The 22,622-nt window shown below is 35.4% G+C and carries 15 protein-coding genes; 9 read left to right on the forward strand and 6 right to left on the reverse strand.

The window, feature by feature from the left end; translation table 11 throughout:
* Positions 1-24: 24 nt before the first annotated feature.
* Positions 25-1,077, reverse strand: a complete 1,053-nt coding sequence (locus IEX65_RS10335; RefSeq protein ID WP_188765985.1) for an acyltransferase family protein — start codon at positions 1,075-1,077, stop codon at positions 25-27.
* Positions 1,064-2,212, reverse strand: coding sequence for a glycosyltransferase family 4 protein (locus IEX65_RS10340; RefSeq protein WP_188765986.1), 1,149 nt, complete (start codon positions 2,210-2,212; stop codon positions 1,064-1,066). The genes IEX65_RS10335 and IEX65_RS10340 overlap by 14 nt, the downstream gene beginning before the upstream one ends.
* Before the next feature lie 206 nt (positions 2,213-2,418).
* Between IEX65_RS10340 and IEX65_RS10345 the strand changes: the two genes are divergently transcribed.
* The 3 genes from IEX65_RS10345 (at position 2,419) to IEX65_RS10355 (ending at position 5,105) form a co-directional block, all read left to right on the forward strand.
* Positions 2,419-3,768, forward strand: coding sequence for a hypothetical protein (locus IEX65_RS10345; RefSeq protein ID WP_188765987.1), 1,350 nt, complete (start codon positions 2,419-2,421; stop codon positions 3,766-3,768).
* Between the two features lie 81 nt (positions 3,769-3,849).
* A complete protein-coding gene (locus IEX65_RS10350; protein ID WP_188765988.1) occupies positions 3,850-3,993 on the forward strand; it encodes a hypothetical protein in 144 nt (47 codons plus the stop codon).
* 176 nt (positions 3,994-4,169) lie between these two features.
* Positions 4,170-5,105 carry an IS256 family transposase, variant Zn-binding type gene (locus tag IEX65_RS10355; protein WP_445447103.1) on the forward strand — a complete coding sequence of 312 codons (936 nt, stop codon included), beginning with the start codon at positions 4,170-4,172 and terminating at the stop codon, positions 5,103-5,105.
* Positions 5,106-5,364: 259 nt separating this feature from the next.
* Here IEX65_RS10355 and IEX65_RS10360 read toward each other — a convergent pair whose 3' ends face one another.
* The 4 genes from IEX65_RS10360 to IEX65_RS10375 all read right to left on the reverse strand — a co-directional run bounded on the left by IEX65_RS10360 (position 5,365) and on the right by IEX65_RS10375 (position 11,193).
* Positions 5,365-7,383: a LysM peptidoglycan-binding domain-containing protein gene (locus IEX65_RS10360; protein ID WP_188765990.1), complete on the reverse strand. Its 2,019-nt coding sequence runs from the start codon at positions 7,381-7,383 to the stop codon at positions 5,365-5,367.
* A 469-nt stretch (positions 7,384-7,852) separates the two neighbouring features.
* A complete protein-coding gene (gene pgi / locus IEX65_RS10365) occupies positions 7,853-9,499 on the reverse strand; it encodes a glucose-6-phosphate isomerase (protein WP_188765991.1) in 1,647 nt (548 codons plus the stop codon).
* 75 nt (positions 9,500-9,574) lie between these two features.
* The gene (locus tag IEX65_RS10370; RefSeq protein ID WP_188765992.1) at positions 9,575-10,369 is read right to left on the reverse strand and encodes a glycoside hydrolase family 25 protein; all 795 of its coding nucleotides are present in this window, start codon (positions 10,367-10,369) and stop codon (positions 9,575-9,577) included.
* Between the two features lie 188 nt (positions 10,370-10,557).
* Positions 10,558-11,193: a peroxiredoxin gene (locus IEX65_RS10375; protein ID WP_188765993.1), complete on the reverse strand. Its 636-nt coding sequence runs from the start codon at positions 11,191-11,193 to the stop codon at positions 10,558-10,560.
* Positions 11,194-11,412: 219 nt separating this feature from the next.
* On the opposite strand from IEX65_RS10375, the gene IEX65_RS10380 reads away from it, so the two are divergent.
* The 6 genes from IEX65_RS10380 to sov all read left to right on the forward strand — a co-directional run bounded on the left by IEX65_RS10380 (position 11,413) and on the right by sov (position 22,542).
* On the forward strand, positions 11,413-12,039 hold the full coding sequence (locus tag IEX65_RS10380) for an ABC transporter ATP-binding protein (RefSeq protein ID WP_188765994.1): 627 nt from the start codon (positions 11,413-11,415) through the stop codon (positions 12,037-12,039).
* 71 nt (positions 12,040-12,110) lie between these two features.
* Entirely contained in the window at positions 12,111-13,310 is a 1,200-nt protein-coding gene (locus tag IEX65_RS10385; protein WP_188765995.1) for an ABC transporter permease, read from the forward strand.
* Between the two features lie 44 nt (positions 13,311-13,354).
* The gene (locus IEX65_RS10390; protein WP_188765996.1) at positions 13,355-13,807 is read left to right on the forward strand and encodes a DUF3299 domain-containing protein; all 453 of its coding nucleotides are present in this window, start codon (positions 13,355-13,357) and stop codon (positions 13,805-13,807) included.
* Positions 13,808-13,948: 141 nt separating this feature from the next.
* Positions 13,949-14,494: a hypothetical protein gene (locus IEX65_RS10395; protein ID WP_229250620.1), complete on the forward strand. Its 546-nt coding sequence runs from the start codon at positions 13,949-13,951 to the stop codon at positions 14,492-14,494.
* A gap of 49 nt (positions 14,495-14,543) precedes the next feature.
* Complete coding sequence (ruvA, locus tag IEX65_RS10400) at positions 14,544-15,137, forward strand: Holliday junction branch migration protein RuvA (protein WP_188765997.1); 594 nt, start codon at positions 14,544-14,546, stop codon at positions 15,135-15,137.
* A 169-nt stretch (positions 15,138-15,306) separates the two neighbouring features.
* Positions 15,307-22,542, forward strand: coding sequence for a T9SS outer membrane translocon Sov/SprA (sov, locus tag IEX65_RS10405; protein WP_188765998.1), 7,236 nt, complete (start codon positions 15,307-15,309; stop codon positions 22,540-22,542).
* Positions 22,543-22,622 lie beyond the last annotated feature (80 nt).

Raw genomic sequence — 22,622 nt, forward strand, 5'->3', positions numbered from 1 at the left:
ACTGACGTGCCTCTTTATCTTGCATCACATTTTTAACTTCAAAATCCGTTGTTCAATCAATTTCCATGAGATAAATGCTAAAATTGTAGTAAGAACAGTTAAAACGACTAAATTCCAGATACTTCCTCTATAACCTAAACTCGCCATTGTATTTACGATTGGCATGTGATAAATGTAAATTCCGTACGAAATATCATTTTCACGAAGTAGCTTTTTACTTAAATCAGTAAACGAAAAAGCAAAAGATAGCGTAAGCAACGACAGTATAGTATTTGCCAGAATTCCCCAAATGCTTATTTCGTAATTATTATCGTAAAATTTGAGCCAAAACTTAAATATTATAACATAAGCTGCATAAATAACAAGCCAAATAATTGCTTTGTCTTTTAAATATGGCAATAACCATTCAAAATTTTTGTAAATCGCAATACCTGTCAAGAAGAAATGTAGGTATATCAAAACTGTATTGTTGAGCAACTTGACATACAATTCATTTTGTAAAATAAACGCATTGTTATGGATAAAATACTTGATAAAAATTGAAAGTAGAAAAACTACCAATAGCAACAGATTGATAAACAGTTTATTTTTAGAAAGATTGATTATATACAAAATCAATGGTAAAACTAAATAAAACTGTAATTCAACCGCAATGCTCCACAAACTACCATTTGGATGCCCTGTTCCCCAAGTTTTAAGAGATTCGCTGGCATAAAATTGAAAAAAGGTAATTTGAGCAATAAACCAGGTGATGAAATCCTTCACGCTCCCTATTTTTCCAAAACCTAAAAGTAGTATTGCAGTAAGAATTGTACACACCCACAATGCAGGAAAAATTCTTAGACTTCTATTCTTAAAATATTGTTTTAAATTAAAATTATTTCGTTCTAACGAAAAACTTATCAAAAAACCGCTAATCGTAAAGAAAATTGGAACTCCTGGGAAATGATATATGACCACCAAAATATTGTAAAGTCTCTCTGAGAGGTCAAAATGCACAGAACCATGCCAAATCAATACCTGAAAAGCAGCAATGAGGCGAATAAGGTCAAAATTGTTTTCTCTACTTATTTTCATACACTACTTTTTTAAAACCATCGTACATTTCCTGAGCAACTTGCTCGGGCGAAAAACGCTTTATAATTTCTTTTGATTTTTGTCCAAAAGGAATGATTTTTTCTGGACTATCAACAAATTTTTTAAATTTAGAAGTCAGTTCGTCAACATCATACGGATTGAAAGTGTATCCGTTGGAATCCTCCAAAACAGCATCAAAAGCCGAACCGCATTTATTAGAAACAATCACAGGTAATCCACTTGCCATTGCTTCGTTAACTACCAAGCCCCAAGGTTCAGAATAACTCGGTAAAACAAACACATCAGCTAATGCTAAAATTTTAGGGACATCATACCACGGTTGCCCTTCGATAAAGCATATTCCATCGAGATTATTATCAGCAGTATATTGTTTAAGTTTAGCTTCCTCACTCCCGTCACCCAATATAATTAGCCCCCAATCAGAATCAGCTAATGGCTTGTAAGCTGCTAATAAATTATCTAAGTTTTTAACACCTATCAATCTACCAACATAAATAAAGTTATATTTTCTAAGCTTGTATGATTGTTTTACTTCATCACGAGTTTTAAGAGCTTCTGCATGAACACTCGCAACTCTATCGTTATCAACCGAATTATTAGCCACCAAAATATGTTCAGGTTTCATACCAAGTTTATATATATACTCGGCCGATTTGGAACCGTAACAGAAGAATCCCTGAGCTTTTGTTACTACAAAACTTTTCAAAGCTTCTCTCCAACCTACATTTGGATTATCGCCTTCGGTAGAATCAGAAGAAATCACGACTTTAATGCCCTTCATTCTACAATAAAAAAGCACAATATTCATGGCAGGCTCATAATAGCCTGGTAAATTAATTACATCAGGTTTAAACTTATTTACCCAATAAATTGACTTCTTTACACGTTGCCATATAGTAGTATTTTCGTAATAGTCTTCAAACAAAACTTTTATATTGTATTGATGAATACTGTAATCAAGATTGCCGATTTTGGCTCTTGTAAATTCGTTCAAGGCAGTTTGAAGTACTAAAAGTTCGTCTTCGGGATGTTTATCAACTACTTTTTGAAGTTCTGTATAAATTTTTGCTTTATAATGAGCCCAGAAAAACTGGTGAATTATGAGCATTTTCATGCAAAAAAGGGGTTTCGAGTAAAAAAGACTTATTAAAAATAAAAAAATGTTCGATGTGAATTCTAAACGCAAATACTATTTAAAAAGTATTTACTCTTAAAATAGCCTCAAAAATAAGAAATTTTAAGGCTCAAATTATTAAAAATCCAACAATAAACTGCAATTACCAAAACAGAGAGGTATATTTGCATAAAAAAAGTATCAAAATGTTTATTTACCTTGATTGGCTATTCAATAAATTTAATAAATATCGCCAAAGTATAGGACTTAGTTTTTTCTTTGGTGGCTTACCAATTGTGTATTTCTTTAGAGATGGTCTGAAACTTGCCCCAGGTAGTACAGCCTTTACAGCTGGTATGGCAATAGTGAGTTTATTGATTGCGTTTCCACTAAATCCAAAAAAACTTTATCAAGCCAATACCATCGGCTATTTAATGTGTACTCTATACGGGCTAATGGCACTTTTATATTTAGCCACTTACTCACCCAATAGAGGATGGTTCACAAATACGCCAATAGAAATTGGCAACCAGCTTGTGTTTCTAATGGCAATGTTTATATTCGCTGGTATCTCCATTAATAATCTTAAATCAACATTTCTATATTTTACACTGATATTTTGTACTATCGGAGGTATTAGTTTGCTTTATTACATTGCTCGTAATCCTGCTTATATGTTCGGTATGCGTGCTGCCATTAGTTTTGGTGATGAAGGAGGAATGTCCTCAATGGGAAATCCCCACATTTATGCTAAAAGTGCTTACATTGGTATTGTAGCTGGGGTATTATTACTTCGAAATGAAAAACGTCTATTATGGAGAATAGCTACAATGGGTTCTGTTGGAATCTTAATAATCGTTGTGGGGTTATGTCAAGCAATGGCAATGATTATTGTTACAGGAGCATTCTTTTTCCTCTATTTTATATCAAATATCAAAGCAAAGAATATCTACAAGATTCTTAAATGGCTAACAGGCTGGCAAGGGTTCATAATTTTGCTGGTATTGGTTTATATAGGTTTCTCTATTTGGAATAGTTCACAATATAAAGAGTACTTTTTCTTTGTTACTGATATTATTACAGACCGTTTAGGTAAAATCCTTACAAGTTTTTTTACTGATTCAGATACAATATCTCGTGTAAAAGCAACAGTTGACGATTCAGCCTCTACTCGTGTAATAAATATTACCAAGGTTTTTACAAATTTAGACCGTAATATAGAGAAGAACAATTGGTTTCCAGTTTTCTTTGGTCACGGATACCAAGATTACTACGTTGATTCACCATTTATCGAAATGTTTCATGACTTAGGGATTGTTGGTTTTCTCATATTTGCAGTCCTTCATCTTGTCATTTTGAAGTGGATATGGAAAGAAATTTTCAATCCTACTTGCGACTTTACACTTATGGTGGCTTACTTCTTTTTGGCCACATTTATTCAAAACTTTACGATGGGAATGCCATACGACTATGGAAGATGGAGTGCTATGGCATTTGTAGCACGATTTGCTCTTAGCTACAAAAAAGTTCCGATACAAAGTACAGCAAGTGCATAATCAAGTGGTTAAAAAATACTAAAAAAGAACTTGGTCTATGACTAAAACTTCTTTTTTAGTATTTTTTTAATATCATTCGAGATGGCAAAACTTAAAAAAACTGTACGTCAGACCGTTGTACCAATTGTAGAGAATGTGGTATTTATTGCTAAACCTAAACAATGGTTTTCAGAAGTAAATCTCAAAAAAGGTAAAGAAGTAAAATTTCCATGTGGATGTAAATAAAGGTATAATACTCAAAAATAGTTGGTAAAATGTACAATTACTAAATATAAGTAACTAATAATCAATGAGTTGTATTTTATTTTTTGAATGATTGATGAAATTAGTTTCATCAATCATTTTTTGTTTCATGAAAATAGAAAAAAAAGCGGTGCTGGGTCTGTGGCTATCAGACCAGTATCAAGTGGGGAAAGCAAGCTGGGAAACAGCGATACAAGTGTAAAAATTGTGGAATTTTGTACTGCGAACAACGCAAAGATGTACGCCTTCAAAACCGTTTTGTATGGTTCAAGAAATGGATTTTAGAACGCCAAACCTATGAAAGTTTGAGTAGAGAAAGTGGGTATAGTAAGGCAAGCCTTCAACGCTTTTTTTATGAGTATTTAGCTCAGGCTCCTTTACTCAAAATTCAAAATAAACGCACCTTACATATGCGAATGGATGGGACTTATTTCAAGCAATTTTGTTTGATAACTTATCAAGACCATCATAGTAATTATACTCAGTTGATTCGCTTTAGTGAGGATGAAAAATATGAAGAAATCAAAGAGGATTTGCAGAATCTTTTGCGATTGGGATTGAAGATTGATAGTATGACAGTTGATGGACACAAAGGAACGCTTAAAGCTATTAGAGAAGTATTGACTGAGACCAAAATACAACGTTGTTTAGTTCATTTACAGCGTCAGAGTTTAATTTGGCTTACAAAATGTCCGAAACAAGAGCCAGCTAAAGACCTCCGAAAGTTGGTCTTGATGATTAGCAAAATTACCTCACATAACGACAAAAATGTTTGGTTAAATCAGTTCAAGAATTGGGAGCAAACTCACAAGTCTTTCTATCAACAAAAATCTTTCAATCAAAATACTGATAGATACTGGTACACCCATAAGTTACTCAGAAGGACTTACATGTATATCAAATCAGCCATTCCAAGTATGTTCCATTTTCTGGAGGATGGTGCTATTCCGAAAACTACCAATGGTATCGAAAGGTTCTTTTCTCACCTTAAAAATCACTTGGATGTTCATCGTGGTTTATCGGTCGAACATCGTAAAAACTTCATAAAGCGGAATGCCGCCCAATGGTATATCTTTTTTTCTAACGAAAAATGAGTTTTTTTAGCCATAACGTATGCCGACAGAATAAAAAATGTAGCCCAGTTAATGAGCTACATTCTGTCGTTTACACGCCAAGTCTATTGCTGATTTGTTGGTCTCCACCAGAGCAAACTTCCTCTTCGACTTGATCCGGGAATATAATACCTCTTCGCAAATTTCCCACCAACTATTTTTGAGTACATTACCAAAATAAAATTAGCTCCCGCCAATGGCAGAAGCTAATCCGAGCTATTGAGTGAATCTATACTATTTACTAACGTTTGATTTTCAGAACGGTACCTGTTTCAACAATGGTGCTCGTCAAATTATTCCAAACCCACAATTCCGATACTTCTACATTATAATTGACTGCAATTCTGAAAAGAGTTTCTCCTTTTTTTACTGTATGTCTCAAGAAATTTTTATTTTCTTCACGTTCTGCAACTTCTTCTGAATAAAGCTTATTTTTTGTAGAGTTTTGCTTATTCCAAGTTACAATACGCTCTTCTTCTTGGCTTTGTTCTCCACTAACTAACTTACTATCAGTACTTTTGGGCAAAGTTACATTATTAGAATGTTCTTTCCTAATATCTTGCGTTAAAGGTAATGAATTTATATCTATTTCCTTGGGTAGCTCTTTTTTTGTTGAAGCTACATCATTGTTATTAGCTGTTCTAATCTGCTGCCCTTTTCCAATTTCCTGACTTAAAGGCAGAGTTTCTAAATTAATATCTTTTGGTAATTCCTTTTTGGTAGAAGCTACATCATTTTTATTGACAGGCTTTGTTTGTTGTACTTTTCCAATTTCTTGGCTTAATGGTAAACTGTTCAAATCTACCTCTTTTGAAATTACTTTTTCAGATGTTCTGACAGTATCTTGTATAATAAACGTTTTTTCAACATTTTTAGTTTTACCAGCCACCATCATATCTTCTACCTCAGCCATTTCATCTGGCATTTCGATATACTCAATTGGTTTATTTTTAGGTCTGGTGGTTTGCAACCAAATTACTCTACCTCTTTGCAAACGCTGCACAGTCTCAAATCTATTAAAATCTAACAAATTAGCGAGCTTCACACCGTACATTTGAGATATATCCCAAAGAGTTTCGCCTTCTCTTACCACATGAAATGGTACGCTGGCCTTACTTGCTTTTGGTTGAATATAATATACTTGCCCAATTCTAAGCAAGTCATTTTCTTTCATATCATTGTATTCAGCAAAACGTTCAATTGATATTCCAGCTTTATAGGCCATTGTTACGGGAACATCACACATATCGGCTTGTAAACCTTCTATCTCATTTATTAAATAAAAAGCCCCACCCTTGCCTTTATTTTTAGCAATCTTATCTTCTCTTTTCAAGATAGGAAAACCTAAATCTTTAGTAGGCAAACCCGTTTTTCTTGATAATTCAGCAAAAGTTCTTATTTCACTGTATCTATCGGCAGGAACAATAACTAAAACTTTGCAATCTGACTCGGGAACTGTTGGTGAGTTCAGCCATTTATTGTACTCAGTTAGAGTTTCTGGCTCAACTTTTAAATCTATTGCTATTTTACTTAATGATTTTCCTTTACTGTATGGGTACTCATATACAATTTTTTGAACATTAGGTTTATAAACAGGAAACTCACGTTCAATGGCAATTTTGTATGCTAAGAACTGTAAAATTGCTGAATATGAAGGATTATCTAAAAGAATATATGGATTTTCAGCCCATTTTCTATTTATTTCGAGCAAAGTGAGAATCTTTCTATCAGCAATGTGCGAAAAAAGTGTTGCCCCCCAATTTCTGTATAAAACTTGATTGCGTTTGAAACACATTGCCGCACCTTTGGTTGAGGCAATCAAGTGCTTACGTTCATCAAGTTGGTCATTGACGATTAAATCTACATCATCAGCTTTTTCTCTATCCAAACACCAATAGACACCTGCCTCTAAAAATGTTGATGTTTCGATACTTGATTGATATTTGTTGTATATCATCAAAAATTTAAAATCATCAGGCACAGCCTTTTCTTTCAGAATTGGTTCTACTACTGGTAAAAATAAGTTAAATTTATCGAGTTGCTGGCGAAGGCTATTTTTATCGGCTTGAATATTTTTTAGTTCGGTTTGAACTAAATATCTAGTAACATCAGTGAGTTGAAAAGTTACATCGGCAAATTTTATCTCGTAAGGAACAAGAGGAGTGTCATTTTCGTGCTTCGTTGCATAAACACTTATGCTCCCCCAACAGAAAAAAAGGAACGCCAAAAATTGGGTATGTAAAAAAGCACGTAAGTCCATTATCTTAGATTCACTGGGCTACTGAGAGGGAGGTGTCAAACTGCTTAATGAAAAACACCTCTCTCAATAGCTGGTTACCTTTACTTTTTTGGGGTTCGAGATTGAACTTTCGTTCAGGCACTTGTTATATTAATTAGGAAAGCATATTTACTTGATGTCTCAAAGGTATATTACGCATTTGTAATTTCCAAATGTAAACGACATTTTTTTTTATAATTTCCGTAATTTTTATTTTTTCAAAAAAAAATGAAAACAAATTCATACCGTAATCAACTAATTATCAAGCACTTAAATAATTGCAAAATCAAACCAAAGCTCAGAAATATTTTTTAAAAAATTTTATAATCAGCTAAAAAAATCGCAATTGTACATTTGTAACAAAATACACCGTTCAATCACTCGTAATTCTATATACGATAAAGGCTACTCGATTGAGTAGCCTTTATTGAGACGCAAGAATCAGAAAAAGTTACTTTCTCCACTTTTTATATTGATTAATCAAGGCATTTGTTGAACTATCGTGGCTGTCGATTGCCTCGCTGTCGGTTAGTTCAGGGTAAATTTTATTTGCTAATTGTTTTCCAAGTTCAACGCCCCATTGGTCGAAGCTAAATACATTCCAAATGATGCCTTGCACGTAAATCTTGTGTTCGTACATAGCAATCAAACTACCTAAAGTCTTTGGCGTTACTTTCTTCACTAAAATTGAATTTGTTGGGCGATTTCCCTCAAATACTTTAAAGGGAGCTATCTTTTCAATTTCTTCTTTTGATTTCCCTGTCAATTCGGCATCAACTTCTTCACGAGTTTTACCATTCATTAGGGCTTCGGTTTGAGCAAAGAAGTTTGATAATAACATTTTATGATGCTCGCCCAGTGGATTATGCGAAAGAGCTGGAGCAATAAAATCAGCAGGTATTAGTTTTGTCCCTTGATGAATCAACTGATAGAAAGCATGTTGACCGTTTGTTCCTGGCTCACCCCAAATGATTGGGCCAGTTTGGTAATCAACTTTATTGCCATTTCGGTCGATGTATTTTCCGTTTGATTCCATATCTCCTTGTTGGAAATAAGCAGCAAAACGGTGTAAATATTGGTCATAAGGCAAAATTGCTTGTGATTCAGCACCGTAGAAGTTATTATACCAGATACCTAAAAGTGCTAAAACAACAGGGATATTCTTTTCAAATGGAGTATTACGGAAATGATTATCCATTTCGTGAGCTCCCAGAAGTAACTGCTCGAAATTTTCGTAACCAATCGTACATGCGATTGATAAACCAATTGCCGACCAAAGAGAGTAACGACCTCCTACCCAATCCCAAAAGCCAAACATATTTGCAGGGTCGATACCGAATTTTTCAACTTCTTTTTGGTTAGTTGAGATGGCCACAAAGTGTTTCTTTACATACTCGCTATCTACAGCAGTTGCCAAAAACCAATTACGTGCAGAATGGGCATTGGCCATTGTTTCTTGAGTAGTGAAAGTCTTTGAGGCAATCATAAATAGTGTTGTCTCAGGATTTACTTTTTTCAAGGTTTCGGCAATGTGAGTTCCATCAACATTCGATACAAAATGAATATTAATGTTTTTCTTTTTGTATGGTTTCAAGGCTTCAGTAACCATCACTGGCCCTAAATCAGAACCACCGATTCCGATATTTACGATGTCAGTGATTGACTTATTTGTATAACCTTTCCAAGTTCCTGAAATAACTTTTCCAGAAAACTCTTTCATTTTTTCGAGAACTTCGTTTACATCTGGCATCACATCTTTGCCATCAACCAAAATAGGAGAATTCGAGCGATTACGCAACGCTACGTGAAGCACCGAACGGTTTTCTGTTTGATTGATTTTTTCGCCAGTAAACATTTGTTCAATAGCACCTGACAAATCACACTCCTTTGCCAAATCGGTTAAATATCCGATAGTTCGACGATTGATATTATTCTTTGAGTAATCAAGTAGAATATCATTAAACTTTATTGAGAATTTCTTAAAACGATTTTTATCTTCGGCAAATAACTCTTTTAAGTGTTTTTTGCTGATAGTACGATGATGAGCTTTAAGTTTTTTGAAAGCAGGTGTTTGAGTAAAATTCGTTGAGTTAAGCATATTTTATAACCCCCAGCCCCTAAAGGGGAGTTTTTTCTTTGGTAAGTATAAATTCTCTTAGGGCTTTAGGAGAATTTATTTAATACAAATATCGTCTAAATGGCTTTTTGAAGCAACAAAAACATTGAAATCGACATTTCCTCTGATACCATCAACTTTGCCATCGGTGCTATGTTGCCATATCATCAATCGGGCGTCGTCGTATCCTTCCAGCTTTTGGCTATCATAATTTGAAATCCAAAGCGGATACTTGTCTAAATTTCCTTTTATATATTGTTTGTAGATATGACCATTGGTATAGATAATAGGTTTTACACCATAATGGTTTTCTATAATATTGATGAAGGTCTTTATATTTTCGAGCAAATTAGCTCTCACTCTTTTATTAGTTCCTTGAATCTCGAAATCAAGCACTGGCACGAAATCTCCTTCTTCTAATACAACCGATTCAATAAAATTTTGGGCCTGCTCAACAGGGTTTGCTCTCGGAACATAAAAATGGTATGCTCCTCTTATCAGTCCCGTTTTGCGAGATTCTTTCCAGTTTTTTTCAAAATCAGCATCCTTTAGGTCTTCTCCTTCGGTGGCTTTAATGAAACAAAAACTGATTTCTACTTTATCTTCAATGCTATGCTTTACCTTGTGCCAGTCGATTTGCTCATTATGATGCGAAACATCAATGCCATGAATATTATATCTTAAAGGCAATTTGATGCCAAAACTATCAATATAAGTCCAACGTTGACCGTCACTTACATACACTGGGTATAAAGTGATAAGGGCAATAACAATCAAAACGTAGAGTCCACGCAAGGAAAAAAGCTGGTTTAGGAATCTTTCCCAAAGGCTCAATTTTTTTTTCTTTCTCATCAAACTCAATAGCAATTATTAATCTAACAATGTAGATGATATTGCAAATATTGTGCAAAAGTAAATAAAATGCGGTAGGATTAAAATGATTTGCGTGTTTAGTAGCCGAAACTTATTATTTTGATAAGTTTTTCAAAAAAAATGTGGCATATCTTCAAAATATGCCACATTTTATTCAATTTAAAAGCTTATTTATTAGGCTGTGGAGTGTAGCGTAAATAAGGTTTTACAACTCTCACACCTTTAGGGAATTTTGCAATTGCATCTTCGGTCGAAACTGCTGGAACAACGATTGTATCTTCGCCTTCTTTCCAGTCGGCTGGAGTAGCAACTTGAAAATTAGACGTTAATTGTAATGAATCAATAACTCTCAATAATTCTGTAAAATTACGGCCTGTTGAAGCAGGATAAGTTAAAGTTAATTTAACTTTTTTATCTGGCCCAATAATAAATACCGAGCGAACCGTTGCTTTTTCAGAAGCATTTGGGTGAATCATATCATACAAAGTTGCCACATTACGGTCGGCATCAGCGATGATAGGGAAATTTACGGTTACACCGTTTACTTCTTCAATATCTGGAACCCATTTGCTGTGTGAATCTAAATCATCAACCGAAACAGCTATCACTTTTACACCTCTTTTGGCAAAATCATCTTTTAAAAGTGCAGTTTTGCCTAATTCTGTTGTACAAACTGGCGTAAAATCGGCTGGATGTGAAAACAACATTCCCCAAGAGTTACCAAGCCATTCGTGAAAATTAATTGTACCCTGCGTGGTTTCAGCAGTAAAGTCTGGTGCGATATCTCCTAATCTAAGTGACATAATTTGATTTAGTTTAAAAATTAAACAAATAATCTACTAACTTTATAGAGAATTGATTTTTTATAAAAATAGTTCACAAATCTACATAAAAATAATTGCGGTTTGTTATGCTCGAAATCATATTAATAAGATTATTTTTTGATGAAGCAATGAAAATATTGTTGTACTAAATAGTGCTTATGTAGTATCTTTGAAACAAAGAATCAAAAAACTGATACAATGCTGGCTTGCTCCGAACTAAGTTTTTCGTACGATACCAAAAAGACATTTAATTTCCCTTCGTTTAGCTGCGAAAAAGGTGAAACATTGCTGATTCTGGGCAATTCAGGAACTGGTAAAACCACACTGTTGCATTTATTGGCGTTGTTGCTCACGCCAAATGGCGGTTCGATAAAAATAAATAATAACGAATTAGCTACACTTTCGGCAAAAGAATCCACCAAGATGCGTGCGAATCATCTCGGTATTATTTATCAGAAGCCACATTTTGTGAGTTCGTTGAGTGTTTTGGATAATTTATTATTGGCAAATTACCTTGCCGACCAAAAGGAATCAAAAGAACAAGCCCAAAAACTGGCCAATAATTTAGGAATTTCAGGTCTTCTCGATAAAAAAACATCAATGCTGAGTGGTGGTGAGCAGCAGAGGGTAAGTATAGCAAGGGCTTTGATGAATAACCCAGATGTAATTTTGGCCGACGAACCGACATCTAATTTAGATGACGAAAATTGTGAAAAAGTAATTCAATTACTCGAAAATCAGTCAAAAAACATTGGAGCTGCATTGATTATAGTAACGCACGACCAAAGACTAAAAGATAATTTTAAAAATATTATTACACTTTAAAAAATTACGATTTCCTAATCGAAACTTCGACTACGCTCAGTTACCGATTAGAAAATCGTAAATCAAATAAGATGTTATTTAAAATAAGTTGGAAAAACATACTCTACAAAAAGCTCAATAGTTTTTTGTGTATATTGTTGATGACACTTGGCATTGCAATGATTTCGCTGTTGATGCTTTTGGGCAAACAATTACAAGATAAATTTGCCAAAAATATCAGTGGAATCGACTTAGTGGTAGGTGCAAAAGGAAGTCCGCTTCAATTAATTTTATCGTCTGTGTATCAGATTGATAATCCAACTGGCAATGTTTATTTAGACGATGTGGCGGCTATTGCTCAAAATCCTTTGGTAAAAGAAATGATTCCTCTGTCGATGGGAGATAATTATCAGGGATTCAGAATTATTGGTACAAATAAAAAATATTTTGAACATTTCAAGACCAAAATTGCCTCTGGAAAAATGTTTAAAGGCAATTTGGAAGTAGTCTTGGGAGCTTCAACTGCTCAAAATGCCAATTTAAAAGTTGGTGACACATTTGCGAGTTCACACGGACTTGATTCGGAAGGTGAAAAACATGCCGAAAACAACTACAAAGTTGTCGGAATTTTAGAATACAACAATTCGGTAGTTGATAATTTGATTCTAACAAGCTTGAATAGTGTCTGGAATATCCACGAACACAAAGATGAACACCACGAAGAAGAAGCTGCTGATAGTACAATAAAAAGAGAAATTACGAGTGCAATTATCAAATTTCGTTCGCCAATGGGCATGATGACGATGCCTCGAAATATTAATCAAAACTCTAAACTACAAGCGGCAGTTCCAGCCATTGAAGTGAATCGTTTATTTGAACTTTTGGGAATCGGAATCGAAGGACTTCAATTTTTGGCAGCGGTAATAATGTTAATCTCTGGAATTAGCGTTTTTGTTTCTTTATACAATTCATTAAAAGAACGCAAATACGAAATGGCATTGATGCTTTCGATGGGTGCAAGCCGAACTCGTTTGTTTTTGATGTTGTTATTAGAAGGTATTATTTTATCTTTGCTTGGTTTTATCGCAGGAATCGCCTTGAGCAGAATCGGTATCTATTTGATTTCAAACGCTTTAAGCAAAAAATTCCATTTCGATGTGAGCCAATTTAGTTTACAAACTGGCGAAATATATTTGTTTGTAGGTGCGTTATTAGTCGGAATTTTGGCAGCGGCCATTCCATCAATCGGTATTTACAGAATCAATATTTCTAAAACATTGGCTACCGAATAAGGTTTTAACTTTAAACATCATTCATATTCATCAACCATAAAAAAATGAAAAATTTATCAAGAAGATTCATACTCGGCTTTTTTGCTTTATCATTGTTCGCATTCACGTATGCAGATGAGCCTACAAAAATTACGTGGGAAACACTCCGTGACGTGACTTTCAAGAAAAAGTGGAGTGCCGAAGAATCAATGTTTATTCTTTACCCTACTTTTGGTCAGAAAGTAGCAAATCTGAAAGACAAGGAGATAATCTTGACTGGCTACATGATTCCAGTAGATGTTGACGCTAATGTTTATGTACTTTCTGCAAATCCTTACAGTTCGTGCTTCTTTTGTGGAGGTGCTGGGCCAGAATCGGTTGTACAGATTAAATTCAAAAAATCAACCAAACGTTTCAATACAGACGACCGTGTAACGGTAAAAGGAACATTAAAACTGAATGCAGATGACATTAACGAACTAAATTATATTTTGGTTAATACTGATTTAGTTTTGTAAAATAATATTTCAAACAAAAGTTTAAAGCGTCGAATGTACATTCGGACGCTTTTTTATTGAATAAAATTACCCAAGATTTCGTTTGATAGACAGTATTTTATACTTTTGGCAAATTCTTGAATTTTTGAATCTAAAAATACAATGAAAAAACTACTTTTTGCTTTCACAACAATTTTTATCATCGGGATGTCATCCGAAACATTTGCTCAGTACGATTATAACTGGGCAGCGGGTTTCAGAGTTGGCGAGCCTCTCGGGTTTAATCTCAGAAAATACTTCCAAAATGGCGATAAGGCATTTGATGTAAATATTGGTACTTATGGTTTTATATACAATCGCCAAAGACGATACAACGCAGGCGAATACAAAACCGCAGGTCTAATGATTCAAGGACATTATTTATGGCAACTTGAAATTTTCAGAAGAGATTGGGCCCACGTTTATTATGGATTTGGAGCTCAAATAAATAACAGAAGTCATTATGCAGATATTTTGATTGGCCAAAAAGTTGACCATACTAAAAAAATATCACTCGGACCCAGCGGAACAGCTGGTTTTGAGCTTAAACTCCCAAATCAGCCATTGGCGGTATTTGTCGATGCTGGCTTGTATGTTGAGGCCCTACCCTCTCCATTCTTCTTGAATCCACAAGTAAGTGGGGGATTGAGATTGAACATAGTAAAATAATAAGAGTCGTAGGGGCGTATCGCAAAAACGCCCAAATAAATTCAAAAACATGATTGCATATCTCGACGGTAAACTTGCCTACAAAGACCCTTCTTATGTCATAATTGATGTAAGTGGAGTTGGCTATCAAGTTAAAATCTCTTTACAAACCTACGCAGCACTTCATAATACTGGTGAACGCTGTAAACTACATACCTTGCTTATCGTAAGAGAAGATTCGCATACATTATTTGGTTTCCACGAGGCCGAAGAGAAAATTTTGTTTGAAGACCTCACAAGTGTATCGGGTATTGGCCCAAGTACGGCTTTAGTAATGCTTTCTTCGCTATCCTCAGCCGAAATCAAACAAGCTATTGTAAACGATGATGTAAAAACTATCCAAAGCATTAAGGGTATCGGCCTTAAAACTGCTCAAAGAGCCATCATTGAGCTTAAAGATAAATTGAAGAAAGATAATATCATTGGCGGAATCACACCAAGTATATTCGACCCTGTAAATGCTAAAGTACGTAATGAATCATTGGCAGCCTTAGTGATGCTTGGTATTCCGAGAGCCACTGCCGAGAAGAGTATTGACACGATTCTGAAACGTGAAGGCAACGATATAACGGTTGAACAACTCATTAAACTCGCACTTCGTTAAAACCATTAAATAAAATAACGCTGAGTATTCAATCATAAAAAACTTATTCAGCGTTATTCTTTTGCTTGAAACTAAAAAAAACAAGCTAAAATTATTGACATCATAGACTATTGGCAAGGTTTTAGTCGTTTAGTTCTTGATACTCCTATTGAAATTTCCTAAAAACTGTATGTTCAGACAGCTATTAAAACTTAATCGTGTTACTTTACTATTACTTTTTTGCTTTTTTGGATTGATAAGTACCAACGACTTATTTGCTCAAACACGTAAGAAAAGTACAACTACTGTTGAGAAACCAAAGATAGATTCACTCTTAATTCCAGAGAAAGATACAGTTATTTCTCGAACTGGAAGCAGACCAAGCTATCGTTGGCAAGACCGCTATTTAAACCGTTACACGGCCAAAGTTCCACAATCACCATTCTATCTAAAAGATTCAAAGAATATCATTACGGATTTCAAACTATCGCCAGATGCTAAAGAAATCTCAATCAGCGAAAAAGCTGGTAAACGTATTGATTATAAAGTTCCACAAGCACTTACATTCAACGAATACTCGAGCATTCAGAATGCCAGTGTTCGTCGCAGCATTTTAAGAGATTATGAAAACCTGCAAGACGGAAAAAGTGCAGTTAGTGGCCGAGGTCTAAGACCATTACTAGAGAAAAACCCAGTAGTTGACCGCATATTTGGCGGAAGCTTACCTGATTTAAAACCGAATGGATTTGTTACACTCGATTTTCAGTTGATTAAACAATTTATTGATAATCCATTCTTGCCACTCATTCAAAGAAAACAAACGCTCTTTAATTTTAATGAGCAAATTAATATCAACTTTAATGGCAAAATTGGTGATAAATTGGGAGTTTTGACAAACCTTGACACCAAAGCAGCCTTTAACTTTGAAAATCAACTAAAGCTAAACTTTAAGAATCAACCCGAAGATATTTTACAAAAAGTTGAAGGTGGAAATATCAGTATGCCCGTAAAGAGTCAATTGATTCCGGGTGTTCAGAACTTAATGGGTGTTAAAGCTGCTTTCAGATTTGGTAAACTTGACGTGACTGCCGTAGTTGCTCAACAGCGTTCTCGAACCGAATCTATTGTGTTGAATGGAGGTTCGCAGAATCGTACTTTTGAGATTCGATGTGATAATTATGACGAAAACCGTCACTTCTTTTTGGCTCAATTTTTTAGAGATAATTACGAAAAATCTCTTCGTAATTTGCCTTTAGTACTTTCAAATGTGAAAATTACTCGTTTGGAAGTTTATGTAACCAATAGAACAAATAGCATTGAATCAATGCGAAATCTGACTGCGTTTACAGATTTAGGCGAACTCCCAAATGCTGCCGGTAAATATAATATTGTTGATAATAAAGCGACTGATTTATACGACAAACTTAATAATAACCCAAATTTCAGAAGAGTTGATGATAGTACTGGTACTCTCGCAAGACTTGGGTTGAAAAAAGGCATTGATTATGAAGTGCTTAGGGGCTCTAAAAGGTTAACAGAAAGAGAGTTTAAGTACAATGCGGAATTGGGTTATATCTCATTGGTTACTCCGCTACGAAACGATGAAATTTTAGCAGTTGCTTATGAATACACCTACAATGGCCGTACGTATAAAGTTGGAGAATTGACAGAAGATTACTCTGCTCGCCGTGAAGACGAAGTAATTATGTTGAAACTCATCAAATCATCAACTATTCGTAACCGTACGAATAGCCCGATGTGGAATTTGATGATGAAAAATATTTATTCACTCGGTACTCCCGGTGTAGGTAAACAAGGTTTTCAATTACGTATCATTTATAAAGATGACCGCACAGGAATGGATACTCCTAACTTACAAGAAGGACGTAAGTTACAGAATATTCCACTCATCAGAATAATGAACCTCGACCGTTTGAATCCAAATAATGACCCTCAACTTCCCGACGGAGATGGAAACTTTGACTTTGTTGAAGATATAACAATTGATACAAAAATGGGAAAAATGATTTTCCCAGTACTCGAACCTTTTGGGTCAACACTCGAAAGTAAATTTGACATTGACGAGCAAATCTTGAAAGAAAAGTATGTTTTCAATGAGTTGTATCGTACAACAATGGCTGATGCACAGCAAGTTACAACCAAAAACAAGTTTTTTATTCGTGGTAGTTTACAAGCAAGCAATGCTTCCGAAATATCGCTCCCTTTGGGTGCATCTGGTCAATCGGTTAGAATTTTTGCGGGTGGCGTTCAATTACAAGAAGGTGCTGATTATACAATTGAACCACAACTCGGTAAAATCAAAATCATTAACCAAAGTATTCTCAACTCTGCTCGTCAGATTCGTATCGAATGGGAAAAACCCGATTTATTCAATACACAACGTCGCATCATGCTCGGGTCGAGACTCGACTATAATCTAAGCAAAGATATTCATATCGGTGCAACAGCCATGACGCTTCGTGAAAGCACCCCAGGTTTCTTGACAAGGGTAGCAATCGGACAAGAGCCAGTCAATAATACAATTTTAGGAGTTGACTTAAACCTTCGTAAAGATTCGAGGTTCATTACTCGTATGCTTGATGCCCTTCCGTTGATTCAAACAAAGGAAATGTCATCAATTCAGTTAACTGCTGAGTATGCTAAATTGATTCCTGCCGTAAATGATAAACGTATTGGTGGAAACGCAATGATTGATGATTTTGAATCAACTCGAAATATCAATGACCTCACTCGTCAACCAACACGTTGGCGTCCAGCTTCAACACCTGAGAGATTTCAGGGAAGTTTGTCAAACTATGATTATAATTATCGTCGAGGAAAAATATCGGTTTATACAGTTGACCAAACTACTTATTTTAGTGGTGGCTTTGGAGCAGGAGTGCTTCCTGATAATGTAACGGCTGAGGCCAATAATAACCTTTACGAAAAAGCCTTTACGCCAAATCAGATTTTTACTGGTCGTTCATTACCAGCATTCAATTCGTCTATTCCTCTAAATATTCTTGATATTAGTTATTTCCCATCAGAAAGAGGGCTTTATAACTATAATCCAAACTTAAATAGCGATGGCTACCTAAATAATCCAAAAGATAATTTTGGTGCTGTGATGCGTGGTATTACGGCTGACAATGACTTTGAGAATGCCAATACCGAATATCTTACGTTTTGGATGTTAAATCCATTTGTTGATGTTGTTCGTGATGGTTCGCCTAATGGCAATCGAAGAAACACAAAAGGTGGAAAATTACTATTTCAGTTAGGTGATATTTCAGAAGACTTTATCCCAGATAGCAGAAATAACTTTGAAAATGGACTTTTGCCGAGTGGTGGTTCTACCTCTCAACCCGTTACAACTCGTTGGGGAAAAGCTCCAAGTGTTCAATTTATAACCGATGCCTTTGATAATCAAACAGGTTCAAGAGAAAAGCAAGATGTTGGTTTAGATGGTCTCTCAAATTCTGAAGAAAAAGATTTTCCTCATATTAAAAGATACTTGGAAGACATCAAAACCAAAGTAAAGCCAAGTGTTTATGAAGAAATAGCTAAAGACCCTTCGGGTGATGATTTCAAGTTCTTCATTGATACTGATTATGACGCTCAAAACAAGAATCTTTTACAACGTTTTAAAAACTATTTAGGTGTAGAGAACAATTCACCCCAAAGCAATACACAATCAAACAATGTGGCGACGCCTGCCAACTCGGTGACGCCTGACAAAGAAGATGTAAATGCAGATAATACTATCAACGACGTTGAAAACTTCTACGAATATGAAATTGACCTTCGTCCGAATAGAATGGATGTCGGCCAAGGTTTTATCGTTGATAAAGTGACAGTTCCGGGAACAGAAGCCACTTGGTATCTTTTCAGAGTGCCAATCAAACAATTTACTCGTAAATATGGCGACATCAACGGATTCAAATCAATTCGTTTTATGCGAACAGTTCTTACCGATTTTGAAGAGCCAGTTGTACTTCGTTTTGCTTCACTTCAACTCGAATCAAACAGTTACCGTGTTTATGATAAAAATTTAAGCAATGCAGGCTTAACCGAAGTACCAGAGCCTTATGATGCAAAATTTAAGGTTGGGATAGTAAGTATTGAAGAAAATGGCTGCTCAGATGATGGTCAAAACTGTAATGTAAAAGAAGGAAAAACACCTTATGTAGTTCCGCCAGGTTTTATTCGTGACCAAGACGTAACTCAACAACAATTCAACATCAAATTCAATGAGCAGTCTATCTCACTCGGAGTTACCAATCTCCGTGATGGCGACTCAAGAGCAGTTTTCAAAAACACTCGTGTTGATATGTTAAACTATAAGCGTTTACGCTTATTTATCCACGCCGAAAACGATGCTGATAACGAAAAAGAAGTAGGTGGTGCATTTATCAGAATTGGTACGGACTTAACAGAAAACTACTACGAAATTGAAATACCGCAGTTAAAAATGACTCGAAAAGGAGCATTAAATGAAACTGAAATATGGCCTGACGAAAATATGATTGATGTGGCTCTGCAAGAATTAGTTGCCTTGAAAGGCGAGCGAAACAGGGTAGCAAAAAATATTTCAGTGCGTTATACCAAACCAACCGAAGATAATAAATTCAATATCACGGTTTTAGGAAATCCAGATTTAAGCACTGTTCTTACGATAATGCTTGGGGTTAGGAATCCAAAATCTGTTGATGAATCGGCTAATACATTTTTAGTTTGGATGGACGAACTCCGTGCCTATGGTTTCGACCAAACTTCGGGTGATGCAGCATTGTTGGCAGCCAATATTAAACTGGCAGACTTGGCAACAGTTGTAGTCAATGGCAATTATAAAGGCTATGGTTTTGGTGGCGTCCAAGACAAAATTTCTGAAAGAGCCAGAGACACTGGTAAAGGTATTGGTATTGCTTCTAATATCGAAGTAGATAAACTTTTACCCGAAAAATGGGGACTAAAAATTCCGTTCTTTATCAACTTCGATAAACAGACCGTGACCCCACATTTCAACCCACTTGACCCCGATATGCCACTTGAAATTGCCTTGGCCAATATCACCGACCAAGTGCAGCGTGAAAGATATCGTAGATTAGTAGTTGATGACAACACTCGTCGAGGATTTAACTTCTCGAATGTCAGAAAGATTAAGACGAAAGAAGGAGCAAAATCTCATTTCTACGACATAGAAAACTTTACATTTACTTACGCACAAAACAATGTAAGTCGTAGTAATATCTTGATTGACCAATATGCTCTGAACCAATATAAAGGTGGATTTACCTATCAGTTCCAACCAAAACAAATAAATTGGGAGCCTTTTAAAAGTAAAAAATCCCTTGACAGACCGTTTTTATATTGGCTAAAAGACTTTAATTTCTCTCCATTACCAACCGTAATGGCTTTTAGAACTGATTTTGATAGAAGTTTTGCCAAGACTCAATTAAGAAATTCTGATTTAACAACGAATGGTATTATTCCGATGTATGAGAAGTATTTCTTGATGAACAGAATGTATGATTTGCAATGGAATCTCACCAAAAGTGTATTGTTGAATTATTCTGCTACAATGAATGCGTTGATTGATGAGCCGCAAGGAGATTTGAACACTCAGAGAAAAATAGATTCATTGCTCACAAATCTAAAACGTTTAGGTCGTGCTAAGAATTTTACCCAAGAAATGCGACTCACATATCGTTTACCGCTCGATAAATTCTTCTTACTCGACTGGATTACGGCTGATGCAAAATATAATAATCAATTTAATTATCAGGCAGTTTCGTTGAATATCCTTGATGAATTTAACATCCCGTTCGGTAATACAATTCGCAATGGTCGTGACCGAGGAGTGAGAGGTAAAATAGACTTTGTAAAACTCTATAACAAAGCCAAATATCTCAGATTTGCCAATAGTCCAAACCCAGTAAAAAAGCGTTTTACACGTAACCCGGGTGATGATGAAAACATCGAAACTTCAACGAGTAATTTAGCAAAAACTTTTACTCGCTTACTTTTAAGTGTTCGTGGTATAGACTATGACTATTCAATTACCGAAACTTCAATCCTTCCTGGATTTATGCCTACTCCAAGATTTTTTGGTTTAGCCACAGACAATGAATCTGCCCCAGGATTAGGTTTTGTAATGGGTGAACAAGATAGATATTTCCAAATAAAAGCTGCCGAAAAAGGTTGGTTATCAAAAACGACTGTTCAAACTCAACCATTTACTCAGACTCTACAAAAGAAATTTAGTTATCGTACCACGATTGAGCCATCAAAAGATTTGAGAATTCAGATTAGCGGCAACATGAGTCGAGGCGATACTTATCAGGAGTATTATACGGCAGACGCTAATGGCGGATATAGTGCTAAAAGTCCAGTTCGTAATGGCAATTATGGTATGTCGTTTTGGGGCTTCCGTACGGCATTTGAGCGAATGAGTACTGATAGCGGCTCTAATTATCAATACAAAGTTTTTGATAATATGATAAAATACCGCAATCAGATGTATTATGCTCAGTTTAAAAATGGCGATGATTTATCAGCTATCGAAAAGGCATATTACAACAAGAATGCTCAAGATATTTTGATTCCGGCCTTCTTTGCGGCATACAGCGGTAAAACTGACAGAGCAAGAATCGGCTTTAATCCATTCAACCCAAACAATCGCCGAATCAATTTACCACTTCCTAACTGGCGAATTGATTATAGTGGTTTGGCAAATTTAGAGCCTTTCAAGCGTATTTTTAGCTCGATTACCATTAACCATAGCTATACTTCAAATTTCAATGTTGGAAATTACACGTCATCGCTTGAGTATAACAAAACTGATATTGCCATCAATTTAGCACAAAAGGGTTATCCTTTACCAAATGGCGATGTTCTCAACTCACTCGGCCAATACATTCCAGTATTTGTGATGAGTACGATTACGATTGATGAGAAATTTGCTCCGTTTATTGGTGTCCAGTTTGTGACCAAGAGTAAGATTTCGGGTAAATTTGAATACAACAAAGAGCGTAGAGCTTCATTAAATCTTTCAAATTCTCAGATTGCTGAATATTCAAGCGACGACTTTGTTTTCAATTTTGGCTTTAAGAAAAACAACGTTAAGCTACCATTGAGAGGTCGTGACGGACAGGTGATTACTCTAAAAAATGATTTGAACCTTCAGTTTAATCTGACGCTAAGAGATATTAAAGGTATCCAAAGAAGACTCGATGGTGACCCACAACCAACACAAGGAAACTATAATTTCCAACTTGGACCTCGCATTTCTTATCAGGTCAATAAAAGAATCTTAATGAATTTCTATATCGACCACTTAGTGAATCGTCCATTCGTAACAAACTTCTCATTTCCTCGTACAACCACAACGGGTGGTTTGAATGTAAGATTTAGTCTTTCAGAATAACAAAAGGTCTGCACCGCAGGTCTGACCAAAATAAGTAAGTGTCAGAGTTCGGTGCAGACATACCAAAACTTTTTAAGCTA

The organism is Emticicia aquatilis (genome assembly GCF_014644295.1).
Classification (GTDB): Bacteria; Bacteroidota; Bacteroidia; order Cytophagales; family Spirosomataceae; genus Emticicia; species Emticicia aquatilis.

Bases quoted from the DNA above. Each gene is read 5' to 3' on its own strand.
- IEX65_RS10335 (WP_188765985.1), bottom strand. From the start codon at position 1,077: ATGAAAATAAGTAGAGAAAACAATTTTGACCTTATTCGCCTCATTGCT.
- IEX65_RS10340 (WP_188765986.1), bottom strand. From the start codon at position 2,212: ATGAAAATGCTCATAATTCACCAGTTTTTCTGGGCTCATTATAAAGCA.
- IEX65_RS10345 (WP_188765987.1), top strand. From the start codon at position 2,419: ATGTTTATTTACCTTGATTGGCTATTCAATAAATTTAATAAATATCGC.
- IEX65_RS10350 (WP_188765988.1), top strand. From the start codon at position 3,850: ATGGCAAAACTTAAAAAAACTGTACGTCAGACCGTTGTACCAATTGTA.
- IEX65_RS10360 (WP_188765990.1), bottom strand. From the start codon at position 7,383: ATGGACTTACGTGCTTTTTTACATACCCAATTTTTGGCGTTCCTTTTT.
- pgi (WP_188765991.1), bottom strand. From the start codon at position 9,499: ATGCTTAACTCAACGAATTTTACTCAAACACCTGCTTTCAAAAAACTT.
- IEX65_RS10370 (WP_188765992.1), bottom strand. From the start codon at position 10,369: ATGAGAAAGAAAAAAAAATTGAGCCTTTGGGAAAGATTCCTAAACCAG.
- IEX65_RS10375 (WP_188765993.1), bottom strand. From the start codon at position 11,193: ATGTCACTTAGATTAGGAGATATCGCACCAGACTTTACTGCTGAAACC.
- IEX65_RS10380 (WP_188765994.1), top strand. From the start codon at position 11,413: ATGCTGGCTTGCTCCGAACTAAGTTTTTCGTACGATACCAAAAAGACA.
- IEX65_RS10385 (WP_188765995.1), top strand. From the start codon at position 12,111: ATGTTATTTAAAATAAGTTGGAAAAACATACTCTACAAAAAGCTCAAT.
- IEX65_RS10390 (WP_188765996.1), top strand. From the start codon at position 13,355: ATGAAAAATTTATCAAGAAGATTCATACTCGGCTTTTTTGCTTTATCA.
- IEX65_RS10395 (WP_229250620.1), top strand. From the start codon at position 13,949: ATGAAAAAACTACTTTTTGCTTTCACAACAATTTTTATCATCGGGATG.
- ruvA (WP_188765997.1), top strand. From the start codon at position 14,544: ATGATTGCATATCTCGACGGTAAACTTGCCTACAAAGACCCTTCTTAT.
- sov (WP_188765998.1), top strand. From the start codon at position 15,307: ATGTTCAGACAGCTATTAAAACTTAATCGTGTTACTTTACTATTACTT.